Here is a 26970-nt window from a genome sequence, read left to right as displayed (position 1 = left end):
CCAACACCGTCGCTCTGCGGAAGCAGCGGCTCTATCCGCGACCACGCCGAGTCCGTTATCTCTCCTCGCCCCACCACAAGATCAATTATGAGACATGACCTAGGCGGCCCGGCCCTGAAAGCCCCGCTCACGAGCACCCGGATACAGGCTGATTCGCTCCTGTGGGTAGTCTCGGCGCCCGAAGCAACCATTCGTCCGCATCGCCACCGGGGAGGCCGTCACGCCCAGCGCCCTCGATCTGCAGCGGTCGAAGCCCCCACAGGCTCAGCAACCCGAGCGGGAATAGCGCAGGAGCGACCGATGAAGGTTGGCGCTGCGAGAGAAGGTCGGCCGGCTTTGGCCTGCGGCATCATCGGGTTCTTCCTCATCAACGTCGTGGCGTCCCGCCACTCCATACCGTGCACCACAGAAGGGTGACCCTGCGGGTCGCCCGCGCACTCTCCACGCACAAAGACCTTCGGTGATCTCCCCACTGCGAGATCCGGGCGAACCGATTTACTGGGAAGGACAAGGCATGGCCAGAGTCGAACGGGCAGCACGTCCGTCACGACCCTCAGACCGATCAGTGGTCGGACAGGCAGCCGCCACGGGGAACGGTGTCCTGTGACCCTGGCGGACACGGCCCTGATACATGCCGGCCCAAGCGATACAGCCCCTGCAGCAGCGCCGCAGCGGAGAGGCGAGGCGAAGCAAAGCCGTGGCGGGCAGCGCCTGCACATACTGGACGGACTGCGGCTGCTGGCCGCGCTGTCGGTTTTGTTCTTCCACTACCTCTCACGCGGGTCGGAAGCCTCCGACGCCTGGGGACAGCCGAGCCGCGAGGTCCTGCCGGCTTGGACCCCGTTCTCGGACTACGGATGGCTGGGTGTGGAGTTCTTCTTCCTCATCAGCGGATTCGTAATCTGCATGAGCGCCTGGGGCCGCAGTCTGGGGCAGTTCTTCCGCTCCCGGATCACCCGGCTCTACCCCGCCTACTGGGCAGCCATCGTGCTGATCAGCGCCGCGGCGACGACCTTCCCCGTCTTGGCGGACCGCCCCGACATCCACCGGATCCTGCTGAACCTCACGATGCTCCATGAGCCGCTCGGCACGCCGGCTGTGAGCGGTGTCTTCTGGAGCCTCTGGGTCGAACTGCGCTTCTACCTGCTCTTCGCCCTTGTCGTCTGGAAGGGGGTCACCTACCGCAGCACCGTCGCCTTCTGCTGCCTGTGGACCCTCGCCACCGTGATCACCCACGCCGCCAATGACACGCTGCTCAACAGCCTGCTGATACCGAAGTATTCGGCCTACTTCATCGCCGGCATCGGCTTCTACCTGATACACCGCTTCGGCTCCCATGCAATGGCCTGGGGGATCGTCGGCGTCTCCTGGCTCATCGCCCAGGAGACGGTGCTCACGGAGACCGAACGCTTCAGCAAGCTGATCCACGCCGATCTCTCCGGCGGTGTGGCCTCCGCCGTGGTCACGATGTGCTTCGCCGTCATGGCCGGAGTCGCCCTCGGCTGGTTCAAGCACCTCAACTGGCGCTGGCTGACCTTCGCGGGCACCTTGACCTACCCCCTGTACCTGGTGCACGAGAGCATCGGCCATTTGGTCATCTACGGTCTGCACGACCATCTGAACCCCACCGCGACCGTCGCGACGACCGCGAGTGCGATGCTGGTACTCGCCTGGTCGCTCCACGTCCTCGCCGAGAAGCCGCTCGCCCGCCGCCTCAAGCGCACCTTGGGCAGCCCTTTCCCCGCCAGTGGTACCCGCCGTCACCCGGTGCCGCAACCGCCCTCGTGAAGGACTGGTACTTGGTCAAGTGAGGGCGACTGCTACTCAAACCGGCTTTAGGCCACAGTGGGCCCGGCAGTCGCCTGCCGGGCCCACCTGGGATCCCGTCGCCACTTTGCGGCGTGTGGACGGAACCACCCCACCGCGCCTCACGGCCCCGGCAGCGTGCAGCTTGGCGACGGCGTCGACCACCGCCACGAGGCCGTCCCACACGGCCCCGAGGTCGTAGGTCCCGCCCCGGACGCCGGCGAGGAGCTGCCCGGTCGACGGGCCGTCGTGCCAGTCGGTGACCAGCCAGGCCCCGCCGGTGCTGCGCCCCTGCGCGACCACCGCGGCGTCGCCCCGGATGCCGGTGACGGCCGCCGACTCGCGCAGCACGATGACCGTGCCCTCTGCCTCCCGGCCGTACTTCACGGCCGCCGTCCGCACCGGTCCGGTCGCCTTCCACACTGCGCAGCCGCGCCGGTCGCTGACCGGCTCAAGCTCGGTTCCGTCGCCGCACGTTGCCTCTGCGGCGATACGCGCCTCAAGGGGGATCGAGTGTGTCGTCATGTCTCATCCGTCTCGTGACGTGCCCTAGGGTGAGGGAAGTCCCGGCAGGCTGAATGCCGGGACTTCGTGCATTCCAGGGCTGGAGTGATCTTGGGGTACGTCCGACTGCTGCGCCGCCGCCGCGTCCTTGCCCTGTGGGGTGCGCAGGCGTTGTCGGTGTTCGGTGACCGCCTTTACGCCATGGCGATCATGTGGCTGGCGTGGGAGAAGTCGGGCGCCGCAGCCATGGGCCTGGTCGCCGTCGCCGAGTCGGTGCCGTACATCGTGATGGGCACCGTCGGCCGCCGGCTGATGGACCGGTTCGCGTCGCTGCGCGCGTTGGCCGCGGTCGACGCCGCCCGGATCGGGCTGGTCGCGCTGCTGCCGGTGGCGTGGGCCGTGTTCGGTCTCCCGGGCATGCTCGTGCTGGCCGCGGCCGTCGGCGTCGCCGGTGCCGTCTTCGACCCGAACCTGGGTGCGCTCGTCCCGGACCTGGTGAGACCGGGCGAAGTCCAGGCGGTGTACGGGCTGATGGACCTCACCGGCCGGTTCGCCCGCATCGCCGGCCCGGGCGCCGCAGGCGTCCTGCTGACCGTGATGCCCCAAGGCGCGCTGTTCTGGCTCGACGCCGCGACGTTCGCGGTGTCCGCCGCGGTGCTGGCCCGGCTCGGCCGCGGAGCCCACAAGACGGGCCCGCTCGGGAAGCGTCCGGCCGCGCCCGCGTCGCTGGGGGCGAGGGCACTGCTGCGGTCGCACCCGGCGACCGGCGCCGCGATCGGCGTGCACGGCGTCGGCATCTTCGCCCAGGCCGTCAACCTGGCCCTGCCCGCTCTCCTGGCCGCAAGGCTGGGAGCCGGGGCCGGGGCGTACGGGCTGATCCTGGCGACGACCGGCGCCGGGGCGCTGGCCGGGAACCTCGTGGTCGGACACATCAAGCTCCCCGCCCGGCTGCCCCTGGCGTACTGCGGGGTGTGGGCGGCTGCCGGGCTCGTCCTCGCCCTCAACGGCCTGGCCGGGAACCTGCCCCTGCTGCTGGCCGTCGCCGCCGTGTCCGGGTTCGTCATGCCGTTCTGCGGCGTGACCCTGCAGACCCACCTCGCGACGTTCCCGCCCGCGCCCCGCCGCCGCCTGCTCTCCCTGGACTTGACCGTCGTCCGCGCGGCCGGAACGGCGTCGATGCTGGTCGTCCCGGCCGTCGCCGCGGCCTCGCCCACCGCCGGGTTCCTCGCCGGTGGCCTGGGCACCGTGGCCGTGGCCGGCGTGGGCGCGGCGGCCGCATGGTGGTGGACCCGGGACCTCGGGCCGCGGGTGTCCGAGCCCGAGCGCGAGCTGTCGCACGGCTGACGTCGCGTCATCGCGTCCCTCCCTCTACAAAGCGGAAGGCCGGGCCCGCACCTCCTCCTCCCAAGGGAGGCCACGGCGGACCCGGCCGCTCACCCGGCCGTCAGGCGCTCAGGCGAGCAGCTGCCAGTGCATGACGTCGATGTCCTCCAGCGGGATGCCGAGGCTCTGGTAGATCCGCTGGTGCATCGTGCCGAACCACGCCTCCTTGCGGTCGTTGAAGAACTCCCCGTCGTACCAGGCGACGCCCAGGATCACCGTGCCGCCGCCGTTGGGGTTGCCCTGCTCGGCCTCGAAGTACGTGGACTGCCAGTCCAGAGCATCAGCTCCTCCGGGCGCTCGCGGAGCCGCTTGTCGGACTCGGCCAGGGCCTCGATGCACCGGCGGGCCGTGGCCTCGTCGGGGCAGTAGTAGGTGCACTCGCTGCGGAACAGCGGCTTCTTGTCGCCGCGCCGCTCGTTGTCGGCGTCCTCGCCGGTCAGCACACGGACGCGGGTGGGGGCGTCCACCGCCAGGAACTCCTGAACGATCGTGCTCCTCTCGGATGGTGGTGCGGGACTACCAGCCCGTGCCGCACAGCGGCATCGGGCTGGGGCTTGAGCCGTCGCGCATGCGGATCCCGCCGGGCGCGACGTAGCGGATGTTGAGGCCGATGCGCGCACCGGCCCCGGTGTTGGAGTGCGAGCAGTGCAGGAGGCGGGTGTCCATCAGGACCCCGTGCCCGGCCTGCACCGGCACGGGCACGCGGATGACGCTGTCGTCCACGCGGACGCCCAGCGCCCGGCCGCGCGCGGCGCCCTTGTCCGGCTCGACCTCGTACGGCAGGTACCCGGCGCGCTGCGACTCTGGGACGACGTGCAGGCAGCCGGTGGTCTCGTCGGCGTCGGTGAGCGCGACCCACGCGGCCACCGACCGGTACGGGTCCAGCTCCAGGCGGGTGTTCGTGCCGTCCTGGTGCCACGGGACCTCGAAGTCCGCGCCGGGCCATTTCATGACGAGGAACGTGTTCTCCACGGCGACGTCCGGGCCGATCACGCCCTGCACTGCGGCCAGCAGCCGCGGGGCGCGCACGATGACGTCGGCCCACTCGTGGTCCAGGTGCGGGTTCCTCATCACCTCGCGGTCCTCGGCGCGGTGCGCGGCGACCAGTTCGGCCGCGCGGGCGCGGGCTGCGGCGGACGTCGTCCACCTCTGGACGTGCCGGTATCCGGCAGCGGACACCAGGCCGGCGGCGTAGGCGGTCGCGGTCATCGCTTCGCCTCCGCCCCGGGGAGCGGCAGGGCGCGGCCCCGCTCGATCATCTGCATGACCTCACCGGGCACGCACAGGTCGCCCGGCGAGTCCATCGGCACCGACCAGTACGAGCGGTCGCGCTGCGGCTCCGTGAGGTCGGGGCGGGGCACGCCCAGGCACGAGGACCTGCCGAGGCAGAGCGTGCCGAGGACGTCCCAGCGCAGGGAGGTGCTGTCGGGCACCAGCGCGTAGAAGCGCTGCCGGTGCGGGTCAACGATGACCGGGCCGCCGCTGAGGGCCTGCAGCAAGAAGGCGTCGACGTCGACCGGTTCCACGCTCTGCGCGGCAGCGTGGACGAGGTCGGCGGGGATGCGGACGGCGGAGAACAGCGTGCCGCATTCGAGGAGGGTGAACCCGGAGGTGGCCCACTCCTCCAGGGTCTTCTGCGGGTTGAGGGCGGCGGCCCGCAGCCACGACTTCACGGCGGTCTGCCGCTCGTGCGTCGAAACGACGACCCCGGTCACCGCAGGACCGCCCGCTCACGCAGGCTGGCCGGCGCCCGCCAGACGCATGGGGGCGGTTGAATCACGGCGGCCGCATGCAATGCAGCGTGTGCGGTCATGGTCGGCTCCAATGACGCTGGACGCTTGGATTACCGACCGTAAGCGGGTGGTGACAGACCTCTCAATGGCACTTTGACTGGCCGTCAGGTGGAAGTGCCACAAAACGCTTGCTACATGGGCAGGCCGACAGCGTCGGCAAGGCCTCTCATCTGCGGTGTGAGGGTTCGCCGCTTAGCGACGACCTGGCCGAGGATGTCGCGGGCATACCTCTGGCTGGGCAGCCACTGCGGTGCGTTCTGTGACACCTCGTGCAGCACGTCCACGGCCTCGGCGTACTGGCGCTGCCGGACGACACCTTGCACGACTGGCTGTGCGCGTCGAGGATCGCGGACGACCCGGAATTCCGGACGTAATACACCTCGTCGTTTTCCTGCCCGTATGCCGCGGCGGCCCCGGCGGGCAGGTTGAAGTCGACGTCCGCCTCACGCTCGACAATCAGCATTGCCGGGCGGCACGTATCCGGGTTCGTGAACGTCGTCGTAAACGTGTCGACCGTATTGTCCAGCCCGCCGGGAACAACGAGGTCGGCGTAATTCCGGGTCTCGGTGAACGAGGTGAAACTCACCTGCGTCCGGGGCTCACCGCGAAGCGTTCCGCCGGCGTCGCAGGCCACGACGCTCCCGGACGTGGCGGCCGCGCAGGCGTACGGCCACGGGGTGGTCTTCGTGGTCACCGGGGAGCCCGCCGAGCCGTTGCCGGTCAGCCCGCAGCCGACGGTGACGGTGGCCGCCCCGGTCGGCACGAACAGCCCGCCGTCACCGGCGATGGTGAGGTTGTTCCCGGCCTGGGCGGACAGGTCCGCGGAGAACTCACCGGTCGCCGCGTTGAAGTCCAGGCCGTCACCGGCGGACAGACAGCCACGGACAGCGGAGCAGCTGGTGCCCGCGCTGATCGTGTACGGGTTGGTGGGGCTGCCGGTGCCGCCGACGGTCACACCCGCGCCGGCGACCACCATGCAGGAGCACGCGCCGCCGCATCCACACCTAGCCATGGCTCCCCCTCACACACTGATCAGGAGAGCGCGGATGAAGACGGGATCCGGCGGTACGTCGCGCCGTTGGTGCCGCGTCCGACGCTGACGTCGACCGTCAGGTTCACCGTGCCGCCCGGCGGGACCATGCCGCCCGAAAGGACCTTGACCACCTGCGTGTGGACGTCGATGTCCGTGGTGTTGCCGCGGTTCCGGTAGTAGTACATCTCGTCGCCGAGGTAGCCGGACGACGCGCTCGCCCCGGCCGGGAGCGTGAAGTAGACGTCGACCTCGCGCTCCACGACGATCAGCGCCGGGCGGCACGGGTCCGGGTTCGTGACGGTCCGCGTGAAGGTGTCGGCGAGCTGGTCGGCGGCGAGCGGCACCGGCAGGTCCGGGTAGTCCCGGATCTCGTTGTACGTCGTCATCGACACCTGCCCGCGCGGCTCGGACCGCAGCACGCCGTCGGTGCCGCAGACGACGATGCCCCCGGCGGTGTCGGCGTCGCAGGTGTACGGCCACACGCCGGTGGCCACCGTCAGGAGGTTCTGCGACCTCCCCTGTGCCGGTGAGGCCGCACCCGGCGGTGAGGGCCGCACTCGGCACCAGGAGGCCGCCGTCGGTGCCGACCACCGCGGTGTTGCCCGCGTCGGCGGACAGGCGCGCGCTGATCTCGCCGGTCGCCGCGTCGAAGGTGATGCCGTCGCCGGCGGACAGGCAGGTCCGGACGTCGGCGCACTCCACGAACAGGCCGTCGGGCCCGGACTGGAGCAGGTTGCTGCCGCCGGGCGGGGCCGGGTCGAGGACGACGGCCGCGCCCACCAGGTACGGGCTCCCGGCCGTACCGGCGCCGGTCACGGTGACGTCGACCGACGGGGAGTCGGCAGCCTGCACGACGGTCGAGCCGCTGCCCGCCGGGGCGAACAGTCCGCCGTCCCCGCCGAGGGCCAGGGCGTTCCCGGCGTCGGCGGACAGGTCGGCGCTGAACACGCCCGTGGCCGGGTCGTAGACGAGGCCGCCCGAGGCGCTGAGGCATCCCCGGACGTCGTCGCACTCGATGAACAGGCCACCGGCGCCACTCTGCAGCAGGTTGCTGCCGCCGCCGGGCGGGGTCAGGTCGAGCGTGACGGTCGCGCCCACCAGGTACGGGCTCCCGGCCGTACCGGCGCCGGTCACGGTGACATCGACCGAAGGGGAGTCGGCGGCCTGCACGACGGTGGCCTCAGCTGCGGGCGCGAGGAGTCCGCCGTCGGTGCCGAGCGTCAGCCCGTTCCCGGCGTCGGCGGAGAGGTCGGCGGAGACCACGCCGGTGGCCGGGTCGTAGGCCAGGCCGCCCTCGGCGCTGATGCAGCCTCGGACGTCGGCGCACTCGACGTACGCACCGTCAGGGCCCGCGTGGAGCAGGTTCGTCCCGCCGCCCGGGGGCGCGGGATCCGGGACGACGGCGGCGCCCACGAGGTAGGGGTCGCCGGTGGTGCCGGTGCCGGTCACGGTGACGTCGACCGTCGGGGAGTCTGCGGCCTGGATGACGGTGGCTCCGGCGCCGCCGGTGGCCGTGATGACGTAGGGGGCGCCGGCGGAGCCGTTGCCGTCGACCGTGACGCCGGGGCCGGCGGTGACCGCGCAGGTGCACCGGCGGCTGCAACCGCAGCTGGACAAGGGGCCCTCCAAGGGACGTGCCTTGCCCGGCCCAGAACCAGCGGCACCGACGAGTCTAACGACGCTCCGCGTCGGCCATCCGGACACCGGACCGGCCTGCCCGGACACTGTCCCGGACAGGGCTCGGACAGTGTCCTCGGCGATACGCAGCGCCCGGTCAGTGCAGGGTGTTGGGAACCCGCTCACGCACACTGGCGAAACCGTCACCGCTCCAGTAGCCACCGCCGCCGAAAACAAGGATGGGGTGCCAGGCCTGGACGTAAGCCCTTGCCTCGACCACGTAGTCCCCGGACGGCTGGCCGCAGAAACTCAGGTGCTCTTCGCCGTCGTGGGTCGAGCCGTAGTCAAAGATCGCGCCGGGACCGTACGGTCCCCAACTGTTCGTACCCGTAGTGCCGACCGTCCAGTTGCTCGACCCACACCACTTCCATGGCTGGTTCGACTCCACCCCCAACAGCTCGATGCGGACCCTGACCTGTGCGTTCCGGGGGGTTCGGCAGTCAGATTGGAAGGCATAGGCGTTGGCCCACGTCGTGTACGACGAGAACGGGGCGCCAGGGACCTCGTGGTCGACGCCCACGTCCACCTGGAGACAGTAGCCACCGCTATTGGAGACGGTGACCCGGGAGGCAGTCGTGTAAGCCCCCGCGGATTGCGGCACGGCGACGGTAAGCAGCAGCGCGAAGAGTGCTGCCAATGGACCGAGAAGTGCGGCTCTTCGTTTCGACATGATGCTCCTTCAGGTCGTCACGCAGGTAGGTGCCGGCTCTGCTACTCGCACCCCCGGAATCCGGGGGCAAACTCAAGGACGAGGCCGTACCGAACCCAGTTGCAGCGCGGTGTGCCAGGTGCGTCTGCGAACCGTCTTCAGACCGTCACCGGCCGGGCAGTTCGCCAGTCGATTCCCGGATCGGCGTCTCGGATCCACCAATGCCGGATGGGCGTGCCTCCGGCTCAGGACATCAGCCGTACAGCTCGATGATGACGATGCCCTTGCCGCCGTCGAGTCCGGCGACGTCCCCGCCGAACGAGAGCGAGCCACCGGCGCCTCCGCCGTAGCCGCGCGTCGTCGTGCCGGGCCCCTCACTGGCCCGGGGGTAGCCGCCGTGTCCGAGGCGACTCTCCCCGCCCGCCCCCGCGAGGGCCTGCGTCCCGGAAAGACGGATCGCGCCGCCGCCACCGCCGCCCTGGGCGATCTGCCCGGTGCCGGCGCCCGGACCCGGCACGCCCGAGACGGCGTCCAGGGCGACACCGGAGATCTCGACAGCGGACCCGCCGTCACCGCCGGGCGCGGACACGACGCCACCGAAGGATGACGTGCCGCCTGTGCTGCCCGGGGAGTTGCCGACCCCTCCGACACCGCCCGCGCCGATGGCGATGGTCTCCACGGCGCCCAGCGCCGACACGTCGATCATCGACTCGGAGTAGCCGCCCCCGGCGCCGCCCGGCCGCACGATGCACACCACGACACCAGCTCGGGGAAGTGGCGCTGCGTCAGGATGCCGGCCTCCAGGCAGACACCGACCGCGTCACAGCGGGCACTTGGGAGCGTCGACGGCGGTGAGCATGGCGAGGTGGTGGATGTCGCCCCAACCGGGGTGCAGGCCTCCGGGCCGGATCCACAGCCAGGTGCCGGGACGGACGTCGCCGGGCCCGGTGGGGGTGTGGAGGTAGTTACTCGGGCCGCGCTGCTCCCAGTAGCTCGGGCTGCCGCATCCGCACCGGCTCTCGGTGAGGTGGGGCAGGGCCTCGGCGCAGGGCCAGGGCGCCGCGCACTGGCGGCACGTCCAGGCCGGTCCGGCGGTCTGCGGGATTCGTGGTTCGGGACCGTGATGGAGCGGCCGCGGGTTCTCTCCCTCGCCCACACGCTGTTCCTCCCGCCCCCCTGTGTCCGCCTCAGCCCAATCCGATACGCCGAGCGGTCGTGCGCTGAGGCACCTGACCCCCCGCCCTTGATGACGGAAGCCGCACCTCACCCCGAAGAGAGGACCCGGGACTGCGAGGCCAAGGAGCCCCGGAGTCTGCCCTTGCTGCCCGCTGGCGGAGGCCCGTTGACACTTCGGGCGAGCAATGGGCGAGCAGACGATCTTCAGGCTACCGATTTCCGCCGCCCGCGTCGCCGACTCCAGAATCATCGCAGGTCAGAGGGCATCTGTTGCGCCGTTTCTTGCAGGGGCGGCAGGATTTGAACCTGCGGCGTGCGGGTTTGGAGTCCGCTGCTCTGGCCGGGCTGAGCTACACCCCTCGGTGCGCTCACTCTGGCACGGGCACGCGCCGACGGGCGAAGGATTTACCGGCGGGCTGCGATGGTTGCGACGAACTACCCGCGTCCGGCGTCGCGTTCGTCGAGGGCGTCCAGGAACTGCGCCATCAGCGATCCGACGAGCAGGCCCTCGGGGCCGAAGCCGGGGGGTGCGGTGACGTCGGGCTCGCGGAGGTAGCTGCCCTGGATGTCGAGGGGCTGGCCGTCGCCGACCGCGATGCCGTCGAGTTCGGTCGCCCGGACGGCGACATAGAGGCGGTTGAGCCATTCCAGCCACAGATCCGCCGCCTCGTCGTCGAGCCGGGCGCGCACCAGGGGGCCCGGTGACGAGAGGACATCCGCGACGGACCGGTCGGAGTCCGCGACGCGGTCGGCCAGCCGGCCGCGGAGGGACTCGGCGGTCGCGTCGGCCTCCCAGCGCCGCAGGGGGTCGTCGGCGGCGTCCTGCGTCAGTTCCACGAGGTGGTCCGGCCCGTGGACCCGGCCCGGGGTGGCGGCGACGCGTTCGGCCAGCCCCAGAAGGGCCTGCGGCAGCGGCTGCCGGAGGGAGGCGAGGACCATGTCGCCGTCGGCCGTGAAGACGCCGTCATCCATGGCGCACCGTCGCCCACAGGCTGGCCGCCATCAGACGTGCGGCGACGACCTCGCAGGCGTCGCGGTCCCCGTTGAAGACGGCCGTCCGGCCCTCGGAGTGCACGAGGAGCATCAGCCGGCGTGCCTCGTCCTCGCTGACCGAAAGGACGCGGACGAGGACACGGACCACGTATCCCATCAGGTTGACCGGGTCGTTCCACAGCAGCACCGCCCACGAGGCGGGTGTGACGGTGTCGGTGTGTTCGTCGAATGCCGTCCCCGAGGCGGGGGCGTCCTGGGTCGGGGTGGTCACGGTGTCCTTCGGGTCCTTCCGGGACAGGCCGGGGCGGCCGGAACAGCAGCCGGGTGCCGGCCCTCCGCGAGGAGGAACCGGCACCCGGGCCGATGAGAAGTGGCGTCGCCGCAGGGCTCGTCAGTGACGGGCGGCGCGACGCTTGCGGTTTGCGAAGAGCAGACCGCCACCGGCGAGCAGCGCGACAGCGGCGCCACCGGCGAGGAGCGGGGTGGAGCTGGAGGCGCCCGTCTCGGCGAGATCCGCGGCAGGCGACTGACCGCCGGCCGGGGAAGGTGCCGCCTCGGAGGCACTCGCGCTCGCGTCAACGGCCGGGGACTCGCTGGGCGCGGGCGACTCGGTGGTCGGGGTGGCCGACGGCGTGGCGCTCTGCGACGGGGTCTCGGTCTGCTGCGGAGGCGTGCCCTGGCAAGCAGGCGCGGTCTTCGTGTCGCTGAACGAGTACTTGTCGTCGTCGGCGGCCTTGACGGTGAGGGTGACCTCGACCGAGCTGGAGTGCTCGGGCAGGGCCAGGTGGTCCTTGTGGAACTCCGCGCCGAAGGTCTCGGTGGGGAGAAGGTCCTTGCCGTCCACGGTGATGGTCACCGTGTTGTCCACACGGCCGCTGTAGGCCGTGAGGTCGACCGACACCTCGGAGCAGGTCACCTCCCAGTTGGGGGTGTGCGCCGAGGCGGGCGCGGCGCAGAGGCCGAGCCCGATGATGCTGGTTGCTGCGGCCGCTATGAGCACGCCGGGGCGCGGCCGGATACGGGGGGATTGGGTCACTGGATCTCCAGGCTGTCGTTAATCCGATGCCATTGGCGCGCAGAGTACTCTGCCGCGTCACGCGTCTCTCAGGCGCCCCATAGGTTGACTCCTGTCAACAGTCGTGATGCCCGGCTCGCGTATTTTCCGCGTATCGGAGCGGCCTGCGCGGGATACGCCCGGTGCGTGACCACTCGTCCGCGCCCCGTCCGCGTTCGGGCGCGTTGCGGGCCGACGGGCCCGTTCCCGCTCGCGGCTGACGTCGCGAAAGGATGTGGGAGCCCTGGCCGGGCGGTGCGGGCGGCCGGCCGAACCCGCAGGTCATCGCCGCCGCGACGGGCGCGGTGCCGCCGAACGGCCTACGATCGGAGGACAGGGCAGAACGCGGCAGGGGCCGCCGCCCCCGGGCGGGCCCGAGGTGCCGCGGTCATCCGCGCATCGGAGTGATAGCCATGCCGACCACGAACAGCGGCCCCAAGCTCGCACCCCAACTCCGGCCGCACCGCGAAGGGGTGCCGCCCACGCCCACTCCCCCGTGCGAGAGCAGCACCACGGCCGGCATCTCCTACACCGAGCCCCCGGAGGTGCGGACGGCGTGGGAGGTCGTCTCCCTCTTCCTGATCTTCGCCGTGGCGATACTCATCGCCGTCGGGCTGATCGCCCGGGTGGTGGCGATGTAGCCGCTCCACTCCCCCATACCGTCACCGCGCCCGCCTCTATATGGCGAGCAGGCCGCGGACCCACAGGCGCAACTGCTCGTCGTTCCGGATGATCCGGTCCGCCAGACCCGAGCGGATCACGCGCGCGTCACGTTCGGCCAGGTCCGTCAGGCGGCGTATGTGGTCAGGGGTCAAGGCATCCGCACCGAGGGCTTCCAGGGCGCCGCAGGCCCCCTCGGCGTCGGCATCCCACTCGGCGGAGGACAGGGCCGCGCCGGCCAACGCGGCGCGGTCCAGGGAGTCCGGGTCCGCGACGGCGAGCAGTGCGAGGACGGCCGCGGGCGCCTGTTGCGGATCGTCGAGCAGCGCCTCCAGGCGGGGTACGAGCGGGCGTCCCGCCGGGCCCAGGAGGGCGGCGGCGCGGGCGGCGCGCACGGCCGTCCAGCGGGACCAGGCATGCCCGGCGGCGCGGGCAAGCACCGTGTCCAGGACGGGGACGACGGCTTCCGCGTCGTGCGTGAGCCGCCACAGGGCGGCGGCCACGGCCACCTCGGCGTCCGACCCCGGGACGTTCTCCTCCCTCGGGTCCGGCGGGTTCAGGAACGAGCGCAGGGCGGGGGCCAAGCCGGTGGCCACCGGCCCGAGTTCGCCCAGGGCCTCGGCCGCCTCGCGCACCGCGTAGGGGCTGCCCTCCAGGCGCCCGGCGATCGCCTCCAGCAGCGGGCCGGCCTCGCCGGTCAGGTCGTACAGCGCCCGGGGCACGGCGAAGGAGCCGGTACCCGCGGCTTCGCGCAGTGCGCTCGCCGCGCGCTCCCGTTCGGCGGCCGGGCAGGCCGCCGCGATGGTGGCGACCGCACGGGCCGCGGGGTGCGGAAATCTGGACAGCAGCGCGTACAGCTCCGGCAGTGCGGGAGCGGACCGCTCACCCCACCCGGCCAACAGGCCTGCCAGATGGATGGGTTCGTTGCCCTGGAGATCCTCCGCGGTGAGCCTCTGCCGGACGGCGTCCAGCAACCCGGCGTCGAAGGGAAGGGACGGCATGCCATGGGAACGGAACCCGGCGGCCTGGTCCAGCGCGCGCGGCCGGCGGGCGAGGTCGCGGGCGAGCAGGGGGACGGCTCGGCCGGGCGCCACGACGACCAGCACGGCGAGCGCGCGATCGGCGAGGTCGCTGTCACCGGTGGCGATACCGGTCAGGGCCGGGGCGGCGGCGTCGGCGGCGGGTCCGAACTCGGCCAGGAGCGACAGCACTCCCGGGAGCGACTCCGCTTCGACGGCCAGCGGGACGATCGCGGGCAGCAGTGCGGCAGGCGCGCCCCGCGAGATCCGGCAGGCGTGGTCGGCGGCCCACACGGCCTCGGTGCGCACCTCGGACCGCGGGTCGCGCAGCGCGGCGTCCAGCAGGGCCGCCGCGGCGTCGCGATCGGCGTCGGTGTCGCGGAGCAGCAGGGCCCCCGTGATCGATTGGAGCGGCTCGGTACGGTCCTGGTCGAGGCGGCCGGAGACATGGTGGTCCGCCGGCAGCAGAGCGAGCACGGTCTCGTGCAGCTCCGCGTCCCACGGCAGCCCGGCGTCCAGGCACGCGAAGACGGCGGCGACGCGCAACTGCCCGGACTGCGACGGGCCCAGGGCCGCCCGCGCGGTGGGGGCGGTTCCGGCGGGGTCGAGCAGGGCAAGGCTGGCCAGCAGTTCCGCCCGGACCAGCGGCTCGGTCTCGGTCTCCCACCGGCGGCGCAGCGCGGGCAGTACGGCCTCCGTCGCGCCGGTCTGTGCGACGGCCCAGGCGGCGGCCTGACGTGTGCCCGCGTCGGCGGCGTCGAGCAGCGGCAGCATCAGCGGCAACTGCCCGGCCACCGCCGCCCGGACCGCACCTGCTGCCACCTCGTGCTCGTCCCGGCTCTCCGCCATGCCGCCCAGCAGGGCCAGCACGTCGGCCGCGCGGTGCCCGGCAGCGGCCACCCGCGCCAGGAAGGGCGCCACTTCGGCGCTGGCGGCGTACACCGTGCCCTGGTGCAGCACGCTGCCGTACAGCTCCGAGATCGCCTCCTCGGCGGCGTCGTCGTCACCCACCAGAGCCCGCAGATGTTCCGGCAGGTCCTCCGCGGTGCCGTAGGCGTGAGCGGTGTCCGCCCAGGGGTGATCGTCGAGGCCGTCGAGCGGATGTGCGAGTTCCATGGCCGGATCATGGCAGGCGCCTCTGACAACGCGACCGCGCGGGCGTACCGGCCGGGCCCGGCGGGGTACCGATCCAAGTGACCTGCGAAGGAGAGGGCACATGGACGAAGCGACGGCAGTGCTCCTGGGCGCGGCGGTCGGAGCCTTCGGCTCGGTCGTCACCGGCGGTTTCGCGTGGGCGGCGATCCGTTGGCAGGTCACCCGTCAGCGAGACCTCGACGATCGGCGGTGGCACCGGCAGAACCGCCGTGAGGCCCGTGTGGTGTTCATGGCGGCCTGCCGCGCCGCCACCCAGGAACTGGCATCGGCGATCGACCACCGCGCGGCGCACCCCGACGATACGGAGGACGGCCTTACGGCAGCCTGGCAGGCCCTCATTCCCATGGACGCGGCGCTCGCGGCAGTGCGGCTGGAGGCTCCGGAGGCCGTCATGGGAGCGGCCGGCGATCTCGCGGAAGCGGTCATGGGACTGTTCGGCGCCGCGTACCCGTTGCGTTCGGGCGCCGGCATCGATGACGTACGCGCGGGCTTCGAGCCCGCCATGGATCGCTTCGCGGCCGCCAACCGGGAGTTCGCCGCAGTGGCCCGGGCCGATGTCCGGGGAGCGGGCTGACGCGCTCCGCCTGCCTGGCGGCGTGGGTATGCTGCCGCGCATGATCAGGCTGGAGCGGCTCACGGCAGGTCACGCGGGCGCGCTGCTCGCCTTCGAGCGGGTGAACCGGGAGTGGTTCGCGCGATCGGTACCGGATCGGGGGGACGCGTTCTTCGCCGGGTTCGCCGCGCGGCACCGGGCGCTGCTGGCGGAGCAGGACGCGGGAGTGTGCCATTTCCACGTCGTGCTGGACGAGCGGGACGAACTCGTGGGCCGGTGCAATCTGGTGGACGTGGCGGACGGCGCCGCCGAACTCGGTTACCGGGTCGCTGAGAGCGCGGCGGGCCGCGGGGTGGCGACGGCGGCGGTCGCCGAGGTGTGCCGGCTGGCGGTCACCGCGTACGGGCTGCGGACCCTGAACGCGGTGGCCTCGCTGGACAACGCCGCCTCGCGGGCCGTGCTGGCGCACAGCGGTTTCACCGCGGTGGCGGAGGTGACTGTGAACGGCCGCCCCGCCATGCGCTACCGGCGCCCCCTCACCGCGACCTGACGATACGTCAGTGCGCGATGCTGTCGATCAGTTCGCGCGCGCCCTGCCGCAGCAGGGCCACCGCGACCGAGGTGCCGAGTGTGGCGGGGTCCAGGGGCCCGGCCCATTCGTGCGCGTCCAGCACGGTCTTGCCGTCGGGCGAGAAGACCCGCGCGCGCAGCGAGAGACGGCCGTCGCGTTCGGCGCGGGCGTAGCCGGCGATGGGGCTGTTGCAGTGGCCCTGCAGGACGTGGAGGAGCATGCGTTCCGCGGTGGTCTCGCGGTGGGTGGCGGGGTCGCCGAGGTCGCTGACGGCGTCGATGGTGGCGCTGTCGTCCTCGCGGCACTGGAGCGCCAGGACGCCCGCGCCGATCGGCGGGATCATCGTCTCGACCGGCAGGACCTCGCTGATGACGTCGGCCCGGCCGATGCGTTCGAGGCCGGCGACGGCGAGCAGAAGGGCGTCGGCCGCGCCCTCGGCGAGCTTCTCCAGGCGCCGGTTGGCGTTGCCGCGCAGCGGTACGCAGGTCAACTGGGGGTGTGAGGCCGCGAGTTGCGCGACGCGCCGGACGGAGGAGGTGCCGATCCGGGTCCCGTCGGGGAGCGCGTCAAGGGTGAGGCCGTCGGGGTGCACGAGGGCATCGCGGATGTCGTCGCGCTTGAGGAACGCGGCGAAGACGGTGCCGGCCGGGAGCGGGCGGTCGGCGGGGATGTCCTTGACGCAGTGCACGGCGAGGTCGGCCCGGCCCTCCAGGAGGGCGGCGTCGACCTCCTTGGTGAACGCGCCCTTGCCGCCGAGCCGGGCGAGGTCGCCCATCCAGCGGTCACCGGCGGTGGTGACGGGCACGACCTCGGTGGCGATGCCGGGATGGAGCGCGGTCAGTTCGGTGCGTACCCGCTCGACCTGGGCGAGGGCCATGGGTGAGGAGCGGGAGACGATGCGGATGAGGTCAGGGACGGCCATGTGCCCACGGTACGGCGGCGGACGCGCGCTCGGGCAACCGGGACGAAGCCGCCACCCACGGTGACGAATCCGGCTAAGCTGCGCGGGCTCCCAACGGTCCGGCCGGGCCTGCCCGTCAGGGCTTCGCGTGCTCGCACAGCAGCCCCGCGAGCGCCGCGTGCAGCATGGTGCCGAGCGACTCGGCGAAGTTGACGCGGGCCTCGGCGAGGCAGGGGTCCCCGGTGGCCTCGACGACCGCGGGCGAGGGATTGGCGAAGGGCCACAGCCCCGCGGTCAGCACGACGGAGATACGGGTCAGCTCCAGCGCGGCGGGCTCGTCCAGGTCCGGCAGGCGCCGCCCCGCCATGCGGGCCAGGCGGGCGCGGTGGCCGGCCTCCCGGAGTTTGAACGCGCGGACGGACTCGACGGAGACATTGCGCTCCAGGACCGCGGCCAGGATGCTCCACAACTCGCACAGCAGCGGCCGCCGGGCCAGGGAGTCCGCCCAGGCCCCGGCGAGCGCCCGGGGCGCGACAGGTGGCTCCTGCGGTCCGGGCGCGGGCGGCAGTTCGTCCTCCAGGGCGTCGAGCCAGTCGCCGATGGAGCGGTCGAGGAGTTCGAGGAAGACCGCCTCGCGGGTCTCGAAGTAGCGCACGACGTTGGACTTGGAGAGCCCGACGCGGCGGCTGAGCTCGCGCAGGCTCACCTCGGCCGCCGGCATCTCGCGGAGCAGGGTCGCGGCGGCGTCGAGGATCGCCTCGCGGCGTTGCTCGCGCTGCTCGGGGCGGCGGGCGCGCTGGAAGGCGGCGGTGTCCTGTGTCCCGCTCACGGTTCCGGTCCCCCTTGTCCTCGAATGCGGCCGCATGTGTGGCAGCCGTTACATCGTAACGGACCGCCGGAATTTTATTAACGGCCCAGTGGCCTGTTAACTTGGAACGCATAAGAGACCGCCGTCCCTTTATGTCGGGACGCGTCGCACCCTCCCCGCAGGAAAGAACCCCCATGACCGTCACCCCCTCCGCTGTCACCTCCTACGACCGGCTGTTCATCGGCGGCCGCTGGGTCGCCCCCGCCGGCACCGGCACCATCGAGGTCCGCTCGCCGCACGACCGGCGCCTGGTCGGCGTCGTCCCGGAGGCCGTCCCCGCCGACGTCGACCGGGCCGTGGCCGACGCCCGCGAGGCCTTCGACCACGGGCCCTGGCCGCTGACGACGCCGGCCGAGCGCCGTGCGGTGATCGGCCGTTTCAATGAGCTGCACACCGCGCGCGGCGAGGAACTGGCCGCGCTCGTGACCGCCGAGAACGGCTCGCCCCTGTGGTTCACCCACTGGCTGCACAACGGCGGCATCTCGGAGCAGACCGCCGCCTACCTGCGGGCCTCCGAGGCGTTCGGCTGGGAGGAGGAGCTGCCCTCGGCAGGCTCCGTCCGCACCCTCGTGCGCCGCGAGGCGGTCGGCGTCGTCGCCGCGGTCATCCCGTGGAACGCGCCGCACCAGTCGGCGCTGGCGAAGATCGTCCCGGCCCTGCTCGCGGGCTGCACGGTGATCCTCAAGGCCGCGCCCGAGACCGCGGTGGACGCGCTGGTGCTCGGCGAGCTGTTCACGGAGGCCGGGCTGCCCGAGGGCGTGCTGAGCATCCTGCCCGCGGGGCGGGAGACCAGCGAGTACCTGGTCTCGCACCCCGGCGTCGACAAGATCGCGTTCACCGGCTCCACCGCGGCCGGCCGCCGGATCGCCTCCGTCGCCGGCGAGCGGCTCAAGCGCGTCAGCCTGGAGCTGGGCGGCAAGTCCGCGGCCGTCGTCCTGGAGGACGCGGACCTGACGACGGTGGCCGAGGGCCTGAGGTCGGCGTCCCTGGGGAACAACGGCGAGGCCTGCATCGCCCACACCCGCATCCTCGCGCCGCGCTCGCGGTACGAGGAGGTCGTCGCGGCCGTGGCCGCGATGATGGAGGGCATCACCGTCGGCGACCCCTCGGACCCGGCCACCTACCTCGGCCCGATGGTCCGCGCCGACCAGCAGGCGCGCGTGCGGTCCTACATCGACCTCGGGATCGAGGAGGGCGCCCGACTGGTGACCGGCGGCCCCGATGCGCCGGAGGGTCTGGAGGAGGGCTACTACGTGCGGCCCACGCTCTTCGCGGACGTCGACAACTCCATGCGCATCGCCCAGGAGGAGATCTTCGGCCCGGTGCTGGTCGTCATCCCCTTCGACGACGAGGAGGACGCCGTGCGCATCGCCAACGACTCCCCCTACGGGCTGAGCGGCGGCGTCTGGACGGCCGACACCGAGCGCGGGCTCGCGCTGGCGCGGCGCATCCGCACCGGGACGTTCTCCGTGAACGGCGGCTTCGGCGGCTTCGACGGCCCGTTCGGCGGCTACAAGACCAGCGGCATCGGCCGCGAGTTCGGTGCCGCGGGCCTCGGCCAGTACGTCGAGCAGAAGACGATCAGCGCGGCGTGACCCCCGGCCCGAGGAACGCCAGGGCGGCCGCCGTCAGGGCGGTGATGCCCGCCGGGACGGCCAGCCGCGGGTCGGTGCGGAAGTCCGGGGCGTGGTTCGGGGGCAGGGCCGCCATCTTCTCCGCGGCGCTGTCCCCGGGGGTCCCGGCCCACTGGCGGGGGCCGGTGCAGCCGAACATCCTGTAGGCGGTCCGGACGCCGGGGGCCCCGTGCAGATGCGTCCCGGCGGGGCCGAACAGCGGGAAGTCCTCGGTGGCCGTCGAGGCGGGCCAGAGCGCCACGCGCCGTTCGCCGAGGGCCTGTTCGTGGGCGCGGCGCACCGTCTCCGCGGCCCCGGCGTCCGGGACGGTGGGCGGCGACTGCGCCAGCACCCGGGCCGACGGGTCGCGCGGGCACCGCGAGGCCGTGCACTCGGCGGCAGCGATGCGCCACACGGCGGCCTCCACGCGGTCGAGTGCGGCATCGGCGAAGGCCCGCACCGAGACCTCCAGCACCGCCCGGTCCGGGACGATGTTGCCCCGGACACCGGCGTGCAGGGAGCCGACGGTGAGCACGACCTGCTCGGCCGGGGCGGTCTCCCGGGAGACCACGGTCTGCAGCCGCAGCACGATCGCCGCGGCGGCGACGACCGGGTCCACCGCCAGATGCGGAGCGGCCGCGTGCCCGCCGGAGCCGTGGACGACCACTTCGAGCAGCCGGCTGCCGGCCAGTACCGGTCCGTGCGCATGGGCGTGGGCGACCATCCCGGCCGGCAGGGGCGCGGCGTGCTGGGCGAGGACTACGTCGGGGGTGGCGAACCGCTCGTAGAGGCCGTCCTCCAGCAGGGCGCGGGCACCGCTCAGGGTCTCCTCGGCGGGCTGGCCGACGACCATGAGCGTGCCTGACCAGTGGTCCGCCGCGCCCGCCAGCAGGTCCGCCGTACCGGTAAGGCAGGCGAGGTGCAGGTCGTGGCCGCAGGCGTGCATGACGCCGTCGCGCTCGCCGGCCCACGGCAGGCCGGTGGTCTCCTGCACGGGCAGGGCGTCGAGTTCGGCGCGGAGCATGACCACGGGCCCGGGACCGTTGCGCAGCAGGCCGACCACGCCGTGCCCGCCCACGCCGCCGGTGGTCTCGAAGCCGGCGCCGGTCAGGCGTGCGGCGACGCGGGACGCCGTGCGCTCCTCGGCGCCGGAGAGTTCGGGGTGGCGGTGCAGGTCGAGATGGTCCTCCACGGCCGGGCGCAGGACTCCGGACAGGCCGTCGAGGACGGGGGCGGCGGCGGACCGCGAGTCCGGTGGCGACGGGCACCGGCAGGTCGACGCGGTTGTCGAAGACGTGGACGTCGTAGCCCTGGAGTGCGGCGCGATCGACCATGGCGCGGGTGGTGGCGCGGGCGAGCGAACCGAGATCGATCTCGGTCAGCGGCGCGTTGCCTTACCAGCCGAGCAGGAAGGCGTCGCGCTCGATGAGTTCGAGCAGGCCGAAGAGGACCGCCTCCTCCATGCAGCTGCCGATGGCGCCGCCGTTGGAATCGGCAACCTCCTGGCGTACGAGGTGTTTCCGGCAGATCACGGGCGTCCTGGCGCCGTAGACGGAGGGCCGTGTCGCGTGTCGACCCGTATGTACAAAGTATCAACAGCGGCACGTCTTCGACCGCACTCCAGGAAAGGCCCCACCAATACCGGAGTGACACGGAACCACCCGCAGTGATCTTGCACCGGACATCTCGGAGCACCCCGGACACCGCCCCCCACCCGGCTCCTGGCCGGTCATCAGGCCCACATCCCCGCGAAACCTCATCAGCGAACAGAAGTAACCGCCTGAGCGATCACCCGCGGTCAGGAACTCGCATATAGTGACCCGGAGTTCACGCGCCCCCGGCCTCCGCCGGACGGGTCGCGTGTTCTTTTGTGACGCCACCTCCCCTTACCTCCCCTCACCTCCCCAGACCCCTCACACCCCGTCCGTCCGCACGGCCCCGAGGTCACCGATCCATGACAGCGCACACCGCGCCCGCCGCAGCAGCGCCAGAACCGCCGCGTCCGCCGCTCCCGTACCTGGCCCGGACCGTCGCCGCCCCGGTGGTCGTCACCGGATCCGCGGGAGTGTGGCTGGTGTCCGCCGCCGACGGCGCGCGCGTGCCCGCGGCGGTCGGCGCCACGGCCGGGGTCGTACTCCTCGCCGCGGCCGCCGTCGTGGCGGCGACGAGTTCGTGGCGGGCCCGCCGTCTGGAGGAGCACCTCGCCCAAGAGGAAGCGGACGCGGCCCGGTTCGCCGACGAACTACTGCCCGCCCTGATCGACCGGCTGACGCACGGCGACTCCGCGGGCTCCGCTCTCGCCGCGGTGACCGTCCCCCTGGACGACGGCCGGCGCCGGTCGCTCGCCCTGGTCGCCGAGGCACTGGCCACCAGCGAGTCCCGCCGCGCCGCGGCCATGTCCGCGGGCTCCAACGCCGCCGGACGTATGCAGGCCCTGACCACCAGCATGCTGGCCGACCTGCGGGAGATGGAGCACCGGCACAGCGACCCCGCGGTCCTCGGCGACCTCCTCCACCTCGACCACCGCACGGCGCAGGCCGGCCGGCTCGCCGACAGCATCGCCGTCCTCGCCGGGGCTCGTTCGGGACGCCGGTGGGCCAAGCCGATCCGGATGGAGTCGATCCTGCGCGGCGCGATGGGCCGCATCAGCGGCTACCAGCGCGTGCGGCTGCACTCCACCAGCGAGGTGGCGATCGTCGGGCACGCGGCCGAGGGCGTGATGCACGCCCTGGCCGAACTCATGGACAACGCCGCCAACTTCTCGCCGCCGACCGCCGAGGTCCACGTGTACGTCGAGGAGGTGCCCGCGGGCGCGGTCATCACCATCGAGGACAGCGGACTGGTGATGGGCGAGCTGGCGCTGCGCCGCGCCGAGAGCGCGGTCGCCGCGAGCGGCTGGGACCTCACGGGCCTGTCGGGCACCCGCCTCGGGCTCGTGGTGGTCGGCCTGCTCGCCCGCAAGTACGGGCTGAAGGTGTCGTTCCGGCCCTCGGCGCGCGGTGGCACCGGCGTGGTGGTGATGGTCCCTCAAGAGCTGATCACCCGTCCGCGCGCGGGCGGCACCGCGGACGCCGAGTCCGTCGAGATCCTGCTCCCCGACCCGCTGCCCGTCGCACCCCGCCCGGACCCGGACCCGGTCCCGACGGCCGGGGCCGGCGAGGCGTCGGAGCCCGCCGTGGTGACCGGGATCGCCGCCGAGTCACCCGAGTACGGAGAGAGCGGCCTGCCCAAGCGCCGCCGCGGCCGCACCCTGGCCGCCGCACGCCGTGCCGAGCCGGCCGTCGTCACCCGGCGGTCCGCCTCCCGCGACGACGACACACCGGCCGCACGCGCCGCACGCTTCAGCACCTTCCGGGGAGCCCTCAAGCGCAAGCCCTCCCCGGCATCAGCCCCCTCCGCGGCCCCCCACGAGCAGACCGCGCCGGACCCAGAAAGCGACTCCCGATGACCGCACCCGCAGCCGGCAGCACCCACGGCAGCAGCACCAGCACCGACGAGAGACTCAACTGGCTGCTGGAGAACCTGCTCGAGCGGACGCCCGGCGCCCGCCACGCCCTGGTCCTGTCCCGTGACGGACTCAAGCTGTGCCGCACCCCCGAGCTCTCCGTCGACCAGGCGGACCAGCTCGCGGCGATCTCCGCCGGCATCCAGAGCCTGTCGCAGGGCGCGTCCGTCGAGTTCGGCGACGGCAGCGGCGGAGTCCGCCAGGCCATGGCCGAGTTCTACGGCGGCATCCTGTTCATCGTGGAGGCCGGCGACGGCGCCCACCTGGCCGTCGTCGCCCGCGAGGACTCCGACGTCGGTGTGATCGGCCACAACATGAGCGAGCTGGTGGAGCAGCTCGGGGAGCACCTGAGCGCGCCGCCCCGCGAGGTCGGCGCCGCCGACGGCGACAGCGGATGACCCCTCGCCCGGGCCGGGACGACGATCCGGACCGGCTCTACACCCTCACCGGAGGACGCAGCCGGCCCGATTCGGACGTGTTCGACCTGGTGACCCTGGTGGTCGCCGAGTGCGATCCCGCTCCCGGGATGCAGTCGGAGCACCAGCTGATCCTGCGCGTGTGCCGGCAGCCGACGGCGGTGGTGGAACTCGCCGCCGACCTCGCGCTGCCGGTCGGCATCACCAAGGTCCTGCTCGGCGACCTGCTGGAGACCGGCAGGATCAGCGCCCGCCACCCCCGAACCGCCCGTACGGCGGCCCAACTGCCGGACCCCGAGATCCTGGAGCAGGTGCTCGTTGGACTACGCAACCTCTGACCCCAGTCCGCCGTTCCGGCGGCCGCTCAGCGCCACCGCCGACAACGGGCTGAAGATCGTGATCACGGGCGGGTTCGGCGTGGGCAAGACGACCATGGTCCGCTCGGTCAGCGAGATCCGCCCGCTGAACACCGAGGAGACGATGACGCAGGCCGGCGAGAGCGTGGACGACCTCGCCGGCGTCCAGGCGAAGACCTCCACGACCGTGGCCTTCGACTTCGGCCGGATCAGTCTGGACCGCCGCAACGTGCTGTACCTGTTCGGCGCGCCCGGGCAGCAGCGCTTCTGGTTCCTGTGGGACCGGCTGTTCAGCGGCACCCTCGGCGCCGTCGTCCTGGTCGACACCCGCCGGCTGGACGACTCCTGGTACGCCATCGACCGCCTGGAGCACCACGGGACGCCCTTCGTGGTGGCCCGCAACGACTTCGGCGGCCCCCGGCACACCGAGGAGCAGGTGCGGGACGCGCTGTCGCTCGCGGACGGCATCCCGCTGATCGAGTGCGACGCGCGCTCGCGCCAGTCCTCCAAGGATGTGCTGATCACGCTCGTCCGGCATCTGCACACCCTTTCCGCCGCCAGTCCGCGTGCCCGGGAGACGACCGCACCGTGACCACCGAGCCTTCGACCACCGCGCCATCGACCACCGGGGACGCGTTCGCGGGTGCCGTGCCGTTCAGCGGCCCTCGCTTCCACGTCGAACCCGCCGAGCTCTACCGGGAGTTGCGGCGCGACCACGGCGCGGTCGCCCCCGTCCTGCTCGACGGCGACGTGCCGGCCTGGCTCGTGCTGGGCTACCGGGAACTGCTGCACGTCACCAACGATCCGGTGCTGTTCAGCCGCGACTCCGACCTGTGGAACCAGTGGGACCGCATCCCGGGCGACTGGCCGCTGCTGCCGATGATCGGCCGCAAGCAGCCGTCGATCCTCTACACGGTCGGCGAACGACACCGGCAGCGTGCCGCGATGATGAGCCACGCCATGGAGGCGGTCGACCCCTTCGAGCTGCGCCGCACCGCCGAACGGTACGCCGACCGGCTCATCGACTCCTTCTGCGCACGCGGCCGGGCCGATCTGCTCGCCGAGTTCGCCATGCTGCTGCCGGTGCGCGTGCTGGCCCGCCTCTACGGCTTCACCGACGAACAGGGCCCGGCGCTGGTCAAGGCGATCAACGACCTGGTCGACAGCACCGAGGACGCGATCGCGGGGCAGACCCATGTCTTCACCGCCATGGCCGAGTTGCTGGAGCTGAAGAAGGAGCGGCCCGGCCCCGACGTCGTCTCCCGCATGCTCGCCGACCGGTACGACTTCTCGGACGACGAGATCGTCCAGGACATGATGGTGATGACGGTCGCGGGCCACCAGCCGACCGCGGACTGGATCGGCAACTCGCTGCGGCTGATGCTGACCGACGACCGCTTCGCCGCGTCGTTCTCCGGCGGCCGGCACAGCGTGGGCCAGGCCATGAACGAGGTGCTGTGGGAGGACACGCCCACGCAGAACATCGCCGGGCGGTGGGCCTCGCGCGACACGCGGGTGGGCGGCCGTCAGATCCGCGCCGGCGACCTGCTGATCCTCGGCTTCGCGGCGGCCAACGCCGACCCCCAGGTGCATCTGGAGGGAGGCGGCCCGACCCACGGCAACAACGCCTTCTTCTCCTTCGGGCACGGCGAGCACCGCTGCCCGTTCCCGGCCCAGGAGATCGCCGAGGTGATCGCCCGTACCGGGATCGAGGTGCTGCTCGACCGGCTGCCCGACATCGACCTCGCCGTCGCGCCGGAGACCCTGGTGCGGCGTGCGTCCCCCTGGCTGCGGGGAATGACCCGACTCCCCGTGCGCTTCACTCCCACTCCGGCCCTTGGAGACCGTCCATGAAATGCCCCGTCACCGGAGCGAGCGCCCTCGACGGCGCGCGCATCGTGCTCGACCCCCTGGTCCAGGACCTGGCCGCGGAGAGCGCGCTGCTGCGCGACGCGGGCCCGCTCGCCGCGGTCGAGCTGCCGGGCGGCGTGCCCGTGTGGGCCGTCACGCACCACGCGGAGGCCCGAGCGCTGCTCACCGACCCGCGGCTGGTGAAGGACATCGCCCACTGGGACGCGTTCACCCGCGGTGAGATACCGGCCGACTGGGCTCTCATCGGCCTGGCCAACCCCGGCCGTTCGATGCTCACGGTGGACGGCACGGACCACCGCCGGCTGCGCGCGCTGGTCGCCCAGGCGCTCACCCCCCGCCGGGTCGAGCGCATGCGCGAGCGCATCGAGGAGCTGACCGCCGGTCTGCTGGACCGGGTGGCCAAGGCCGCTCAGGACGCCGAAGTCATCGACCTGAAGGCCGAGTTCGCGTACCCGCTGCCGATGTACGTCGTGCAGGAGCTGATGGGCATCGACGAGGCCCATCTGCCCCGGCTGAAGGTGCTGTTCGAGAAGTTCTTCTCGACGCAGACGCCGCCCGAGGAGGTGCTCGCCACCCTGGGCGAGCTGGCGGAGATGATGGGCGGCACGGTCGCGGCCCGCCGCGCCGAGCCGGGCGACGACCTGACGAGCGCCCTGATCACGGCCTCGGAGGACGGGGACCACCTGACCGACGCGGAGATCCAGAGCACGCTGCAGCTCATGATCGCCGCGGGTCACGAGACGACGATCTCGCTGATCGTCAACGCGGTGGTCAACCTGCTGACCCACCCGGACCAGCTCGCGCTCGTCCTGGCGGGCAAGGTGGCGTGGGAGGCCGTGGTCGAGGAGACGCTGCGCCACTCCACGCCGACCTCGCACGTGCTGATCCGCTTCGCCACCGAGGACGTCCCGGTCGGCGACAAGGTCATCGCCAAGGGCGAGGCGCTGATCGTCTCGTACGCGGCCATCGGCGGCGACGAGACGCAGCACGGGCCGACGGCGGGCTCGTTCGACATCACGCGGGAGCCGATCCGGCACATCGCCTTCGGCCACGGCCCGCACGTCTGCCCCGGCGCGGCCCTGTCCCGCCTGGAGGCGAGCGTGGCGCTCCCGGCCCTGTTCGCGCGCTTCCCCGGTCTGGCCCTGGCCGTCCCGGCCTCGGAGCTGCGCAACAAGCCCGTCGTCACCCAGAACGACCTGTACGAACTCCCCGTCCGCGTCGCCGGCTGACGGTTCGGCCACGGCCGCCGCGCGCGGGGTACATCCCGCACGCGGCGGACCGCCGGCGCGGCGCGCTCCGCGCCCGCGACTCACCGTCCGGCGCGGGCATGCGGACGGGTACGCGATCCTGACGGCATCCAGCCGTCCCCGAAACGGCCCTGACGGCGACCTGCCGGCCCGCCCGGCAGGGCAA

Annotated in this window: 30 protein-coding genes and 1 tRNA gene; 12 read left to right on the top strand and 19 right to left on the bottom strand. The window is 72.6% G+C overall.

Going from position 1 to position 26970, the window contains the following annotated elements:
- The first annotated feature begins 603 nt into the window (after positions 1-603).
- The gene (locus ACFWVC_RS14185) at positions 604-1788 is read left to right on the top strand and encodes an acyltransferase family protein (RefSeq protein ID WP_384284074.1); all 1185 of its coding nucleotides are present in this window, start codon (positions 604-606) and stop codon (positions 1786-1788) included.
- 36 nt (positions 1789-1824) lie between these two features.
- Here ACFWVC_RS14185 and ACFWVC_RS14180 read toward each other — a convergent pair whose 3' ends face one another.
- The gene (locus ACFWVC_RS14180) at positions 1825-2331 is read right to left on the bottom strand and encodes a hypothetical protein (RefSeq protein WP_384284073.1); all 507 of its coding nucleotides are present in this window, start codon (positions 2329-2331) and stop codon (positions 1825-1827) included.
- Between the two features lie 90 nt (positions 2332-2421).
- On the opposite strand from ACFWVC_RS14180, the gene ACFWVC_RS14175 reads away from it, so the two are divergent.
- Positions 2422-3654: an MFS transporter gene (locus tag ACFWVC_RS14175; protein ID WP_384284071.1), complete on the top strand. Its 1233-nt coding sequence runs from the start codon at positions 2422-2424 to the stop codon at positions 3652-3654.
- Positions 3655-3762: 108 nt separating this feature from the next.
- Here the strand turns inward: ACFWVC_RS14175 and ACFWVC_RS14170 are convergent, their stop codons facing one another.
- From ACFWVC_RS14170 to ACFWVC_RS14110, 13 genes are all read right to left on the bottom strand, one after another.
- Complete coding sequence (locus tag ACFWVC_RS14170) at positions 3763-3909, bottom strand: hypothetical protein (protein ID WP_384284069.1); 147 nt, start codon at positions 3907-3909, stop codon at positions 3763-3765.
- Positions 3906-4160, bottom strand: a complete 255-nt coding sequence (locus ACFWVC_RS14165) for a hypothetical protein (protein ID WP_384284067.1) — start codon at positions 4158-4160, stop codon at positions 3906-3908. The genes ACFWVC_RS14170 and ACFWVC_RS14165 overlap by 4 nt, the downstream gene beginning before the upstream one ends.
- Before the next feature lie 49 nt (positions 4161-4209).
- Entirely contained in the window at positions 4210-4902 is a 693-nt protein-coding gene (locus tag ACFWVC_RS14160; protein ID WP_384284065.1) for a phytanoyl-CoA dioxygenase family protein, read from the bottom strand.
- Positions 4899-5408, bottom strand: a complete 510-nt coding sequence (locus tag ACFWVC_RS14155) for a hypothetical protein (RefSeq protein ID WP_384284063.1) — start codon at positions 5406-5408, stop codon at positions 4899-4901. Before ACFWVC_RS14155 ends, ACFWVC_RS14160 begins: the two co-directional genes overlap by 4 nt.
- Before the next feature lie 244 nt (positions 5409-5652).
- Positions 5653-6441, bottom strand: coding sequence for a hypothetical protein (locus ACFWVC_RS14150; protein ID WP_384284061.1), 789 nt, complete (start codon positions 6439-6441; stop codon positions 5653-5655).
- A 77-nt stretch (positions 6442-6518) separates the two neighbouring features.
- On the bottom strand, positions 6519-7013 hold the full coding sequence (locus tag ACFWVC_RS14145) for a hypothetical protein (RefSeq protein ID WP_384284060.1): 495 nt from the start codon (positions 7011-7013) through the stop codon (positions 6519-6521).
- 1280 nt (positions 7014-8293) lie between these two features.
- Entirely contained in the window at positions 8294-8866 is a 573-nt protein-coding gene (locus ACFWVC_RS14140) for a hypothetical protein (RefSeq protein ID WP_384284059.1), read from the bottom strand.
- Positions 8867-9098: 232 nt separating this feature from the next.
- Positions 9099-9602: a hypothetical protein gene (locus ACFWVC_RS14135; protein WP_384284057.1), complete on the bottom strand. Its 504-nt coding sequence runs from the start codon at positions 9600-9602 to the stop codon at positions 9099-9101.
- 63 nt (positions 9603-9665) lie between these two features.
- Positions 9666-10001: a hypothetical protein gene (locus ACFWVC_RS14130; RefSeq protein ID WP_384284055.1), complete on the bottom strand. Its 336-nt coding sequence runs from the start codon at positions 9999-10001 to the stop codon at positions 9666-9668.
- A gap of 305 nt (positions 10002-10306) precedes the next feature.
- A tRNA-Trp gene (locus tag ACFWVC_RS14125) sits at positions 10307-10381 on the bottom strand.
- Positions 10382-10456: 75 nt separating this feature from the next.
- On the bottom strand, positions 10457-10993 hold the full coding sequence (locus ACFWVC_RS14120; protein WP_384284053.1) for a hypothetical protein: 537 nt from the start codon (positions 10991-10993) through the stop codon (positions 10457-10459).
- Positions 10986-11285: an ATP-dependent Clp protease adaptor ClpS gene (locus ACFWVC_RS14115; RefSeq protein WP_384284051.1), complete on the bottom strand. Its 300-nt coding sequence runs from the start codon at positions 11283-11285 to the stop codon at positions 10986-10988. Before ACFWVC_RS14115 ends, ACFWVC_RS14120 begins: the two co-directional genes overlap by 8 nt.
- 120 nt (positions 11286-11405) lie before the next feature.
- Entirely contained in the window at positions 11406-12050 is a 645-nt protein-coding gene (locus ACFWVC_RS14110; protein ID WP_384284048.1) for an LAETG motif-containing sortase-dependent surface protein, read from the bottom strand.
- A 431-nt stretch (positions 12051-12481) separates the two neighbouring features.
- Here ACFWVC_RS14110 and ACFWVC_RS14105 point away from each other — a divergent pair, with 431 nt between their 5' ends.
- Positions 12482-12709 carry a DUF6480 family protein gene (locus tag ACFWVC_RS14105; RefSeq protein WP_384284046.1) on the top strand — a complete coding sequence of 76 codons (228 nt, stop codon included), beginning with the start codon at positions 12482-12484 and terminating at the stop codon, positions 12707-12709.
- A gap of 36 nt (positions 12710-12745) precedes the next feature.
- On the opposite strand, the gene ACFWVC_RS14100 is transcribed toward ACFWVC_RS14105, so the two are convergent.
- On the bottom strand, positions 12746-14863 hold the full coding sequence (locus ACFWVC_RS14100; protein WP_384284042.1) for a hypothetical protein: 2118 nt from the start codon (positions 14861-14863) through the stop codon (positions 12746-12748).
- Between the two features lie 100 nt (positions 14864-14963).
- On the opposite strand from ACFWVC_RS14100, the gene ACFWVC_RS14095 reads away from it, so the two are divergent.
- Both ACFWVC_RS14095 and ACFWVC_RS14090 read left to right on the top strand, forming a co-directional pair.
- Positions 14964-15476, top strand: coding sequence for a hypothetical protein (locus ACFWVC_RS14095; RefSeq protein WP_384284038.1), 513 nt, complete (start codon positions 14964-14966; stop codon positions 15474-15476).
- A 40-nt stretch (positions 15477-15516) separates the two neighbouring features.
- Complete coding sequence (locus ACFWVC_RS14090) at positions 15517-16005, top strand: GNAT family N-acetyltransferase (protein ID WP_384284034.1); 489 nt, start codon at positions 15517-15519, stop codon at positions 16003-16005.
- A 7-nt stretch (positions 16006-16012) separates the two neighbouring features.
- On the opposite strand, the gene hemC is transcribed toward ACFWVC_RS14090, so the two are convergent.
- Complete coding sequence (gene hemC, locus ACFWVC_RS14085) at positions 16013-16948, bottom strand: hydroxymethylbilane synthase (RefSeq protein ID WP_384284031.1); 936 nt, start codon at positions 16946-16948, stop codon at positions 16013-16015.
- A 115-nt stretch (positions 16949-17063) separates the two neighbouring features.
- Positions 17064-17756 (bottom strand): TetR family transcriptional regulator, encoded by a 693-nt coding sequence (locus tag ACFWVC_RS14080; protein ID WP_384284029.1) that lies wholly within the window; start codon positions 17754-17756, stop codon positions 17064-17066.
- 173 nt (positions 17757-17929) lie between these two features.
- Here ACFWVC_RS14080 and ACFWVC_RS14075 point away from each other — a divergent pair, with 173 nt between their 5' ends.
- Positions 17930-19390 carry an aldehyde dehydrogenase gene (locus ACFWVC_RS14075; protein WP_384284026.1) on the top strand — a complete coding sequence of 487 codons (1461 nt, stop codon included), beginning with the start codon at positions 17930-17932 and terminating at the stop codon, positions 19388-19390.
- Here ACFWVC_RS14075 and ACFWVC_RS14070 read toward each other — a convergent pair.
- Both ACFWVC_RS14070 and ACFWVC_RS14065 read right to left on the bottom strand, forming a co-directional pair.
- A complete protein-coding gene (locus ACFWVC_RS14070; RefSeq protein ID WP_384284023.1) occupies positions 19377-20600 on the bottom strand; it encodes an amidohydrolase in 1224 nt (407 codons plus the stop codon). The two genes, ACFWVC_RS14075 and ACFWVC_RS14070, sit on opposite strands and share 14 nt — an antisense overlap.
- Positions 20601-20802: 202 nt before the next feature.
- Positions 20803-20940 (bottom strand): YcaO-like family protein, encoded by a 138-nt coding sequence (locus ACFWVC_RS14065; RefSeq protein ID WP_384284020.1) that lies wholly within the window; start codon positions 20938-20940, stop codon positions 20803-20805.
- 422 nt (positions 20941-21362) lie between these two features.
- Between ACFWVC_RS14065 and ACFWVC_RS14060 the strand changes: the two genes are divergently transcribed.
- Genes ACFWVC_RS14060 through ACFWVC_RS14035 form a run of 6 tightly spaced genes read left to right on the top strand, consistent with a single transcriptional unit; the run spans position 21363 to position 26786 of the window.
- Positions 21363-22856, top strand: a complete 1494-nt coding sequence (locus tag ACFWVC_RS14060) for an ATP-binding protein (protein WP_384284017.1) — start codon at positions 21363-21365, stop codon at positions 22854-22856.
- The gene (locus tag ACFWVC_RS14055; protein WP_384284014.1) at positions 22853-23311 is read left to right on the top strand and encodes a roadblock/LC7 domain-containing protein; all 459 of its coding nucleotides are present in this window, start codon (positions 22853-22855) and stop codon (positions 23309-23311) included. The genes ACFWVC_RS14060 and ACFWVC_RS14055 overlap by 4 nt, the downstream gene beginning before the upstream one ends.
- Positions 23308-23667 carry a DUF742 domain-containing protein gene (locus ACFWVC_RS14050; protein WP_384284010.1) on the top strand — a complete coding sequence of 120 codons (360 nt, stop codon included), beginning with the start codon at positions 23308-23310 and terminating at the stop codon, positions 23665-23667. Before ACFWVC_RS14055 ends, ACFWVC_RS14050 begins: the two co-directional genes overlap by 4 nt.
- Positions 23648-24277, top strand: a complete 630-nt coding sequence (locus tag ACFWVC_RS14045) for an ATP/GTP-binding protein (RefSeq protein ID WP_384284006.1) — start codon at positions 23648-23650, stop codon at positions 24275-24277. The genes ACFWVC_RS14050 and ACFWVC_RS14045 overlap by 20 nt, the downstream gene beginning before the upstream one ends.
- Positions 24274-25539: a cytochrome P450 gene (locus ACFWVC_RS14040; RefSeq protein ID WP_384284001.1), complete on the top strand. Its 1266-nt coding sequence runs from the start codon at positions 24274-24276 to the stop codon at positions 25537-25539. Before ACFWVC_RS14045 ends, ACFWVC_RS14040 begins: the two co-directional genes overlap by 4 nt.
- Positions 25536-26786 carry a cytochrome P450 gene (locus ACFWVC_RS14035; RefSeq protein WP_384283996.1) on the top strand — a complete coding sequence of 417 codons (1251 nt, stop codon included), beginning with the start codon at positions 25536-25538 and terminating at the stop codon, positions 26784-26786. Before ACFWVC_RS14040 ends, ACFWVC_RS14035 begins: the two co-directional genes overlap by 4 nt.
- The last annotated feature ends 184 nt before the right edge of the window (positions 26787-26970 follow it).

Origin of the sequence: Streptomyces sp. NPDC058691 (assembly GCF_042714775.1) — a bacterium.
Classification (GTDB): domain Bacteria; phylum Actinomycetota; class Actinomycetes; order Streptomycetales; family Streptomycetaceae; genus Actinacidiphila.
The sequence above is the reverse complement of the archived record's forward strand: the minus strand, read 5'-3'. Positions and strand labels throughout refer to the sequence as shown.

Bases quoted from the DNA above. Each gene is read 5' to 3' on its own strand.
- ACFWVC_RS14180 (WP_384284073.1), bottom strand. From the start codon at position 2,331: ATGACGACACACTCGATCCCCCTTGAGGCGCGTATCGCCGCAGAGGCA.
- ACFWVC_RS14160 (WP_384284065.1), bottom strand. From the start codon at position 4,902: ATGACCGCGACCGCCTACGCCGCCGGCCTGGTGTCCGCTGCCGGATAC.
- ACFWVC_RS14140 (WP_384284059.1), bottom strand. From the start codon at position 8,866: ATGTCGAAACGAAGAGCCGCACTTCTCGGTCCATTGGCAGCACTCTTC.
- ACFWVC_RS14120 (WP_384284053.1), bottom strand. From the start codon at position 10,993: ATGGATGACGGCGTCTTCACGGCCGACGGCGACATGGTCCTCGCCTCC.
- ACFWVC_RS14105 (WP_384284046.1), top strand. From the start codon at position 12,482: ATGCCGACCACGAACAGCGGCCCCAAGCTCGCACCCCAACTCCGGCCG.
- ACFWVC_RS14100 (WP_384284042.1), bottom strand. From the start codon at position 14,863: ATGGAACTCGCACATCCGCTCGACGGCCTCGACGATCACCCCTGGGCG.
- ACFWVC_RS14095 (WP_384284038.1), top strand. From the start codon at position 14,964: ATGGACGAAGCGACGGCAGTGCTCCTGGGCGCGGCGGTCGGAGCCTTC.
- ACFWVC_RS14090 (WP_384284034.1), top strand. From the start codon at position 15,517: ATGATCAGGCTGGAGCGGCTCACGGCAGGTCACGCGGGCGCGCTGCTC.
- hemC (WP_384284031.1), bottom strand. From the start codon at position 16,948: ATGGCCGTCCCTGACCTCATCCGCATCGTCTCCCGCTCCTCACCCATG.
- ACFWVC_RS14075 (WP_384284026.1), top strand. From the start codon at position 17,930: ATGACCGTCACCCCCTCCGCTGTCACCTCCTACGACCGGCTGTTCATC.
- ACFWVC_RS14060 (WP_384284017.1), top strand. From the start codon at position 21,363: ATGACAGCGCACACCGCGCCCGCCGCAGCAGCGCCAGAACCGCCGCGT.
- ACFWVC_RS14055 (WP_384284014.1), top strand. From the start codon at position 22,853: ATGACCGCACCCGCAGCCGGCAGCACCCACGGCAGCAGCACCAGCACC.
- ACFWVC_RS14050 (WP_384284010.1), top strand. From the start codon at position 23,308: ATGACCCCTCGCCCGGGCCGGGACGACGATCCGGACCGGCTCTACACC.
- ACFWVC_RS14035 (WP_384283996.1), top strand. From the start codon at position 25,536: ATGAAATGCCCCGTCACCGGAGCGAGCGCCCTCGACGGCGCGCGCATC.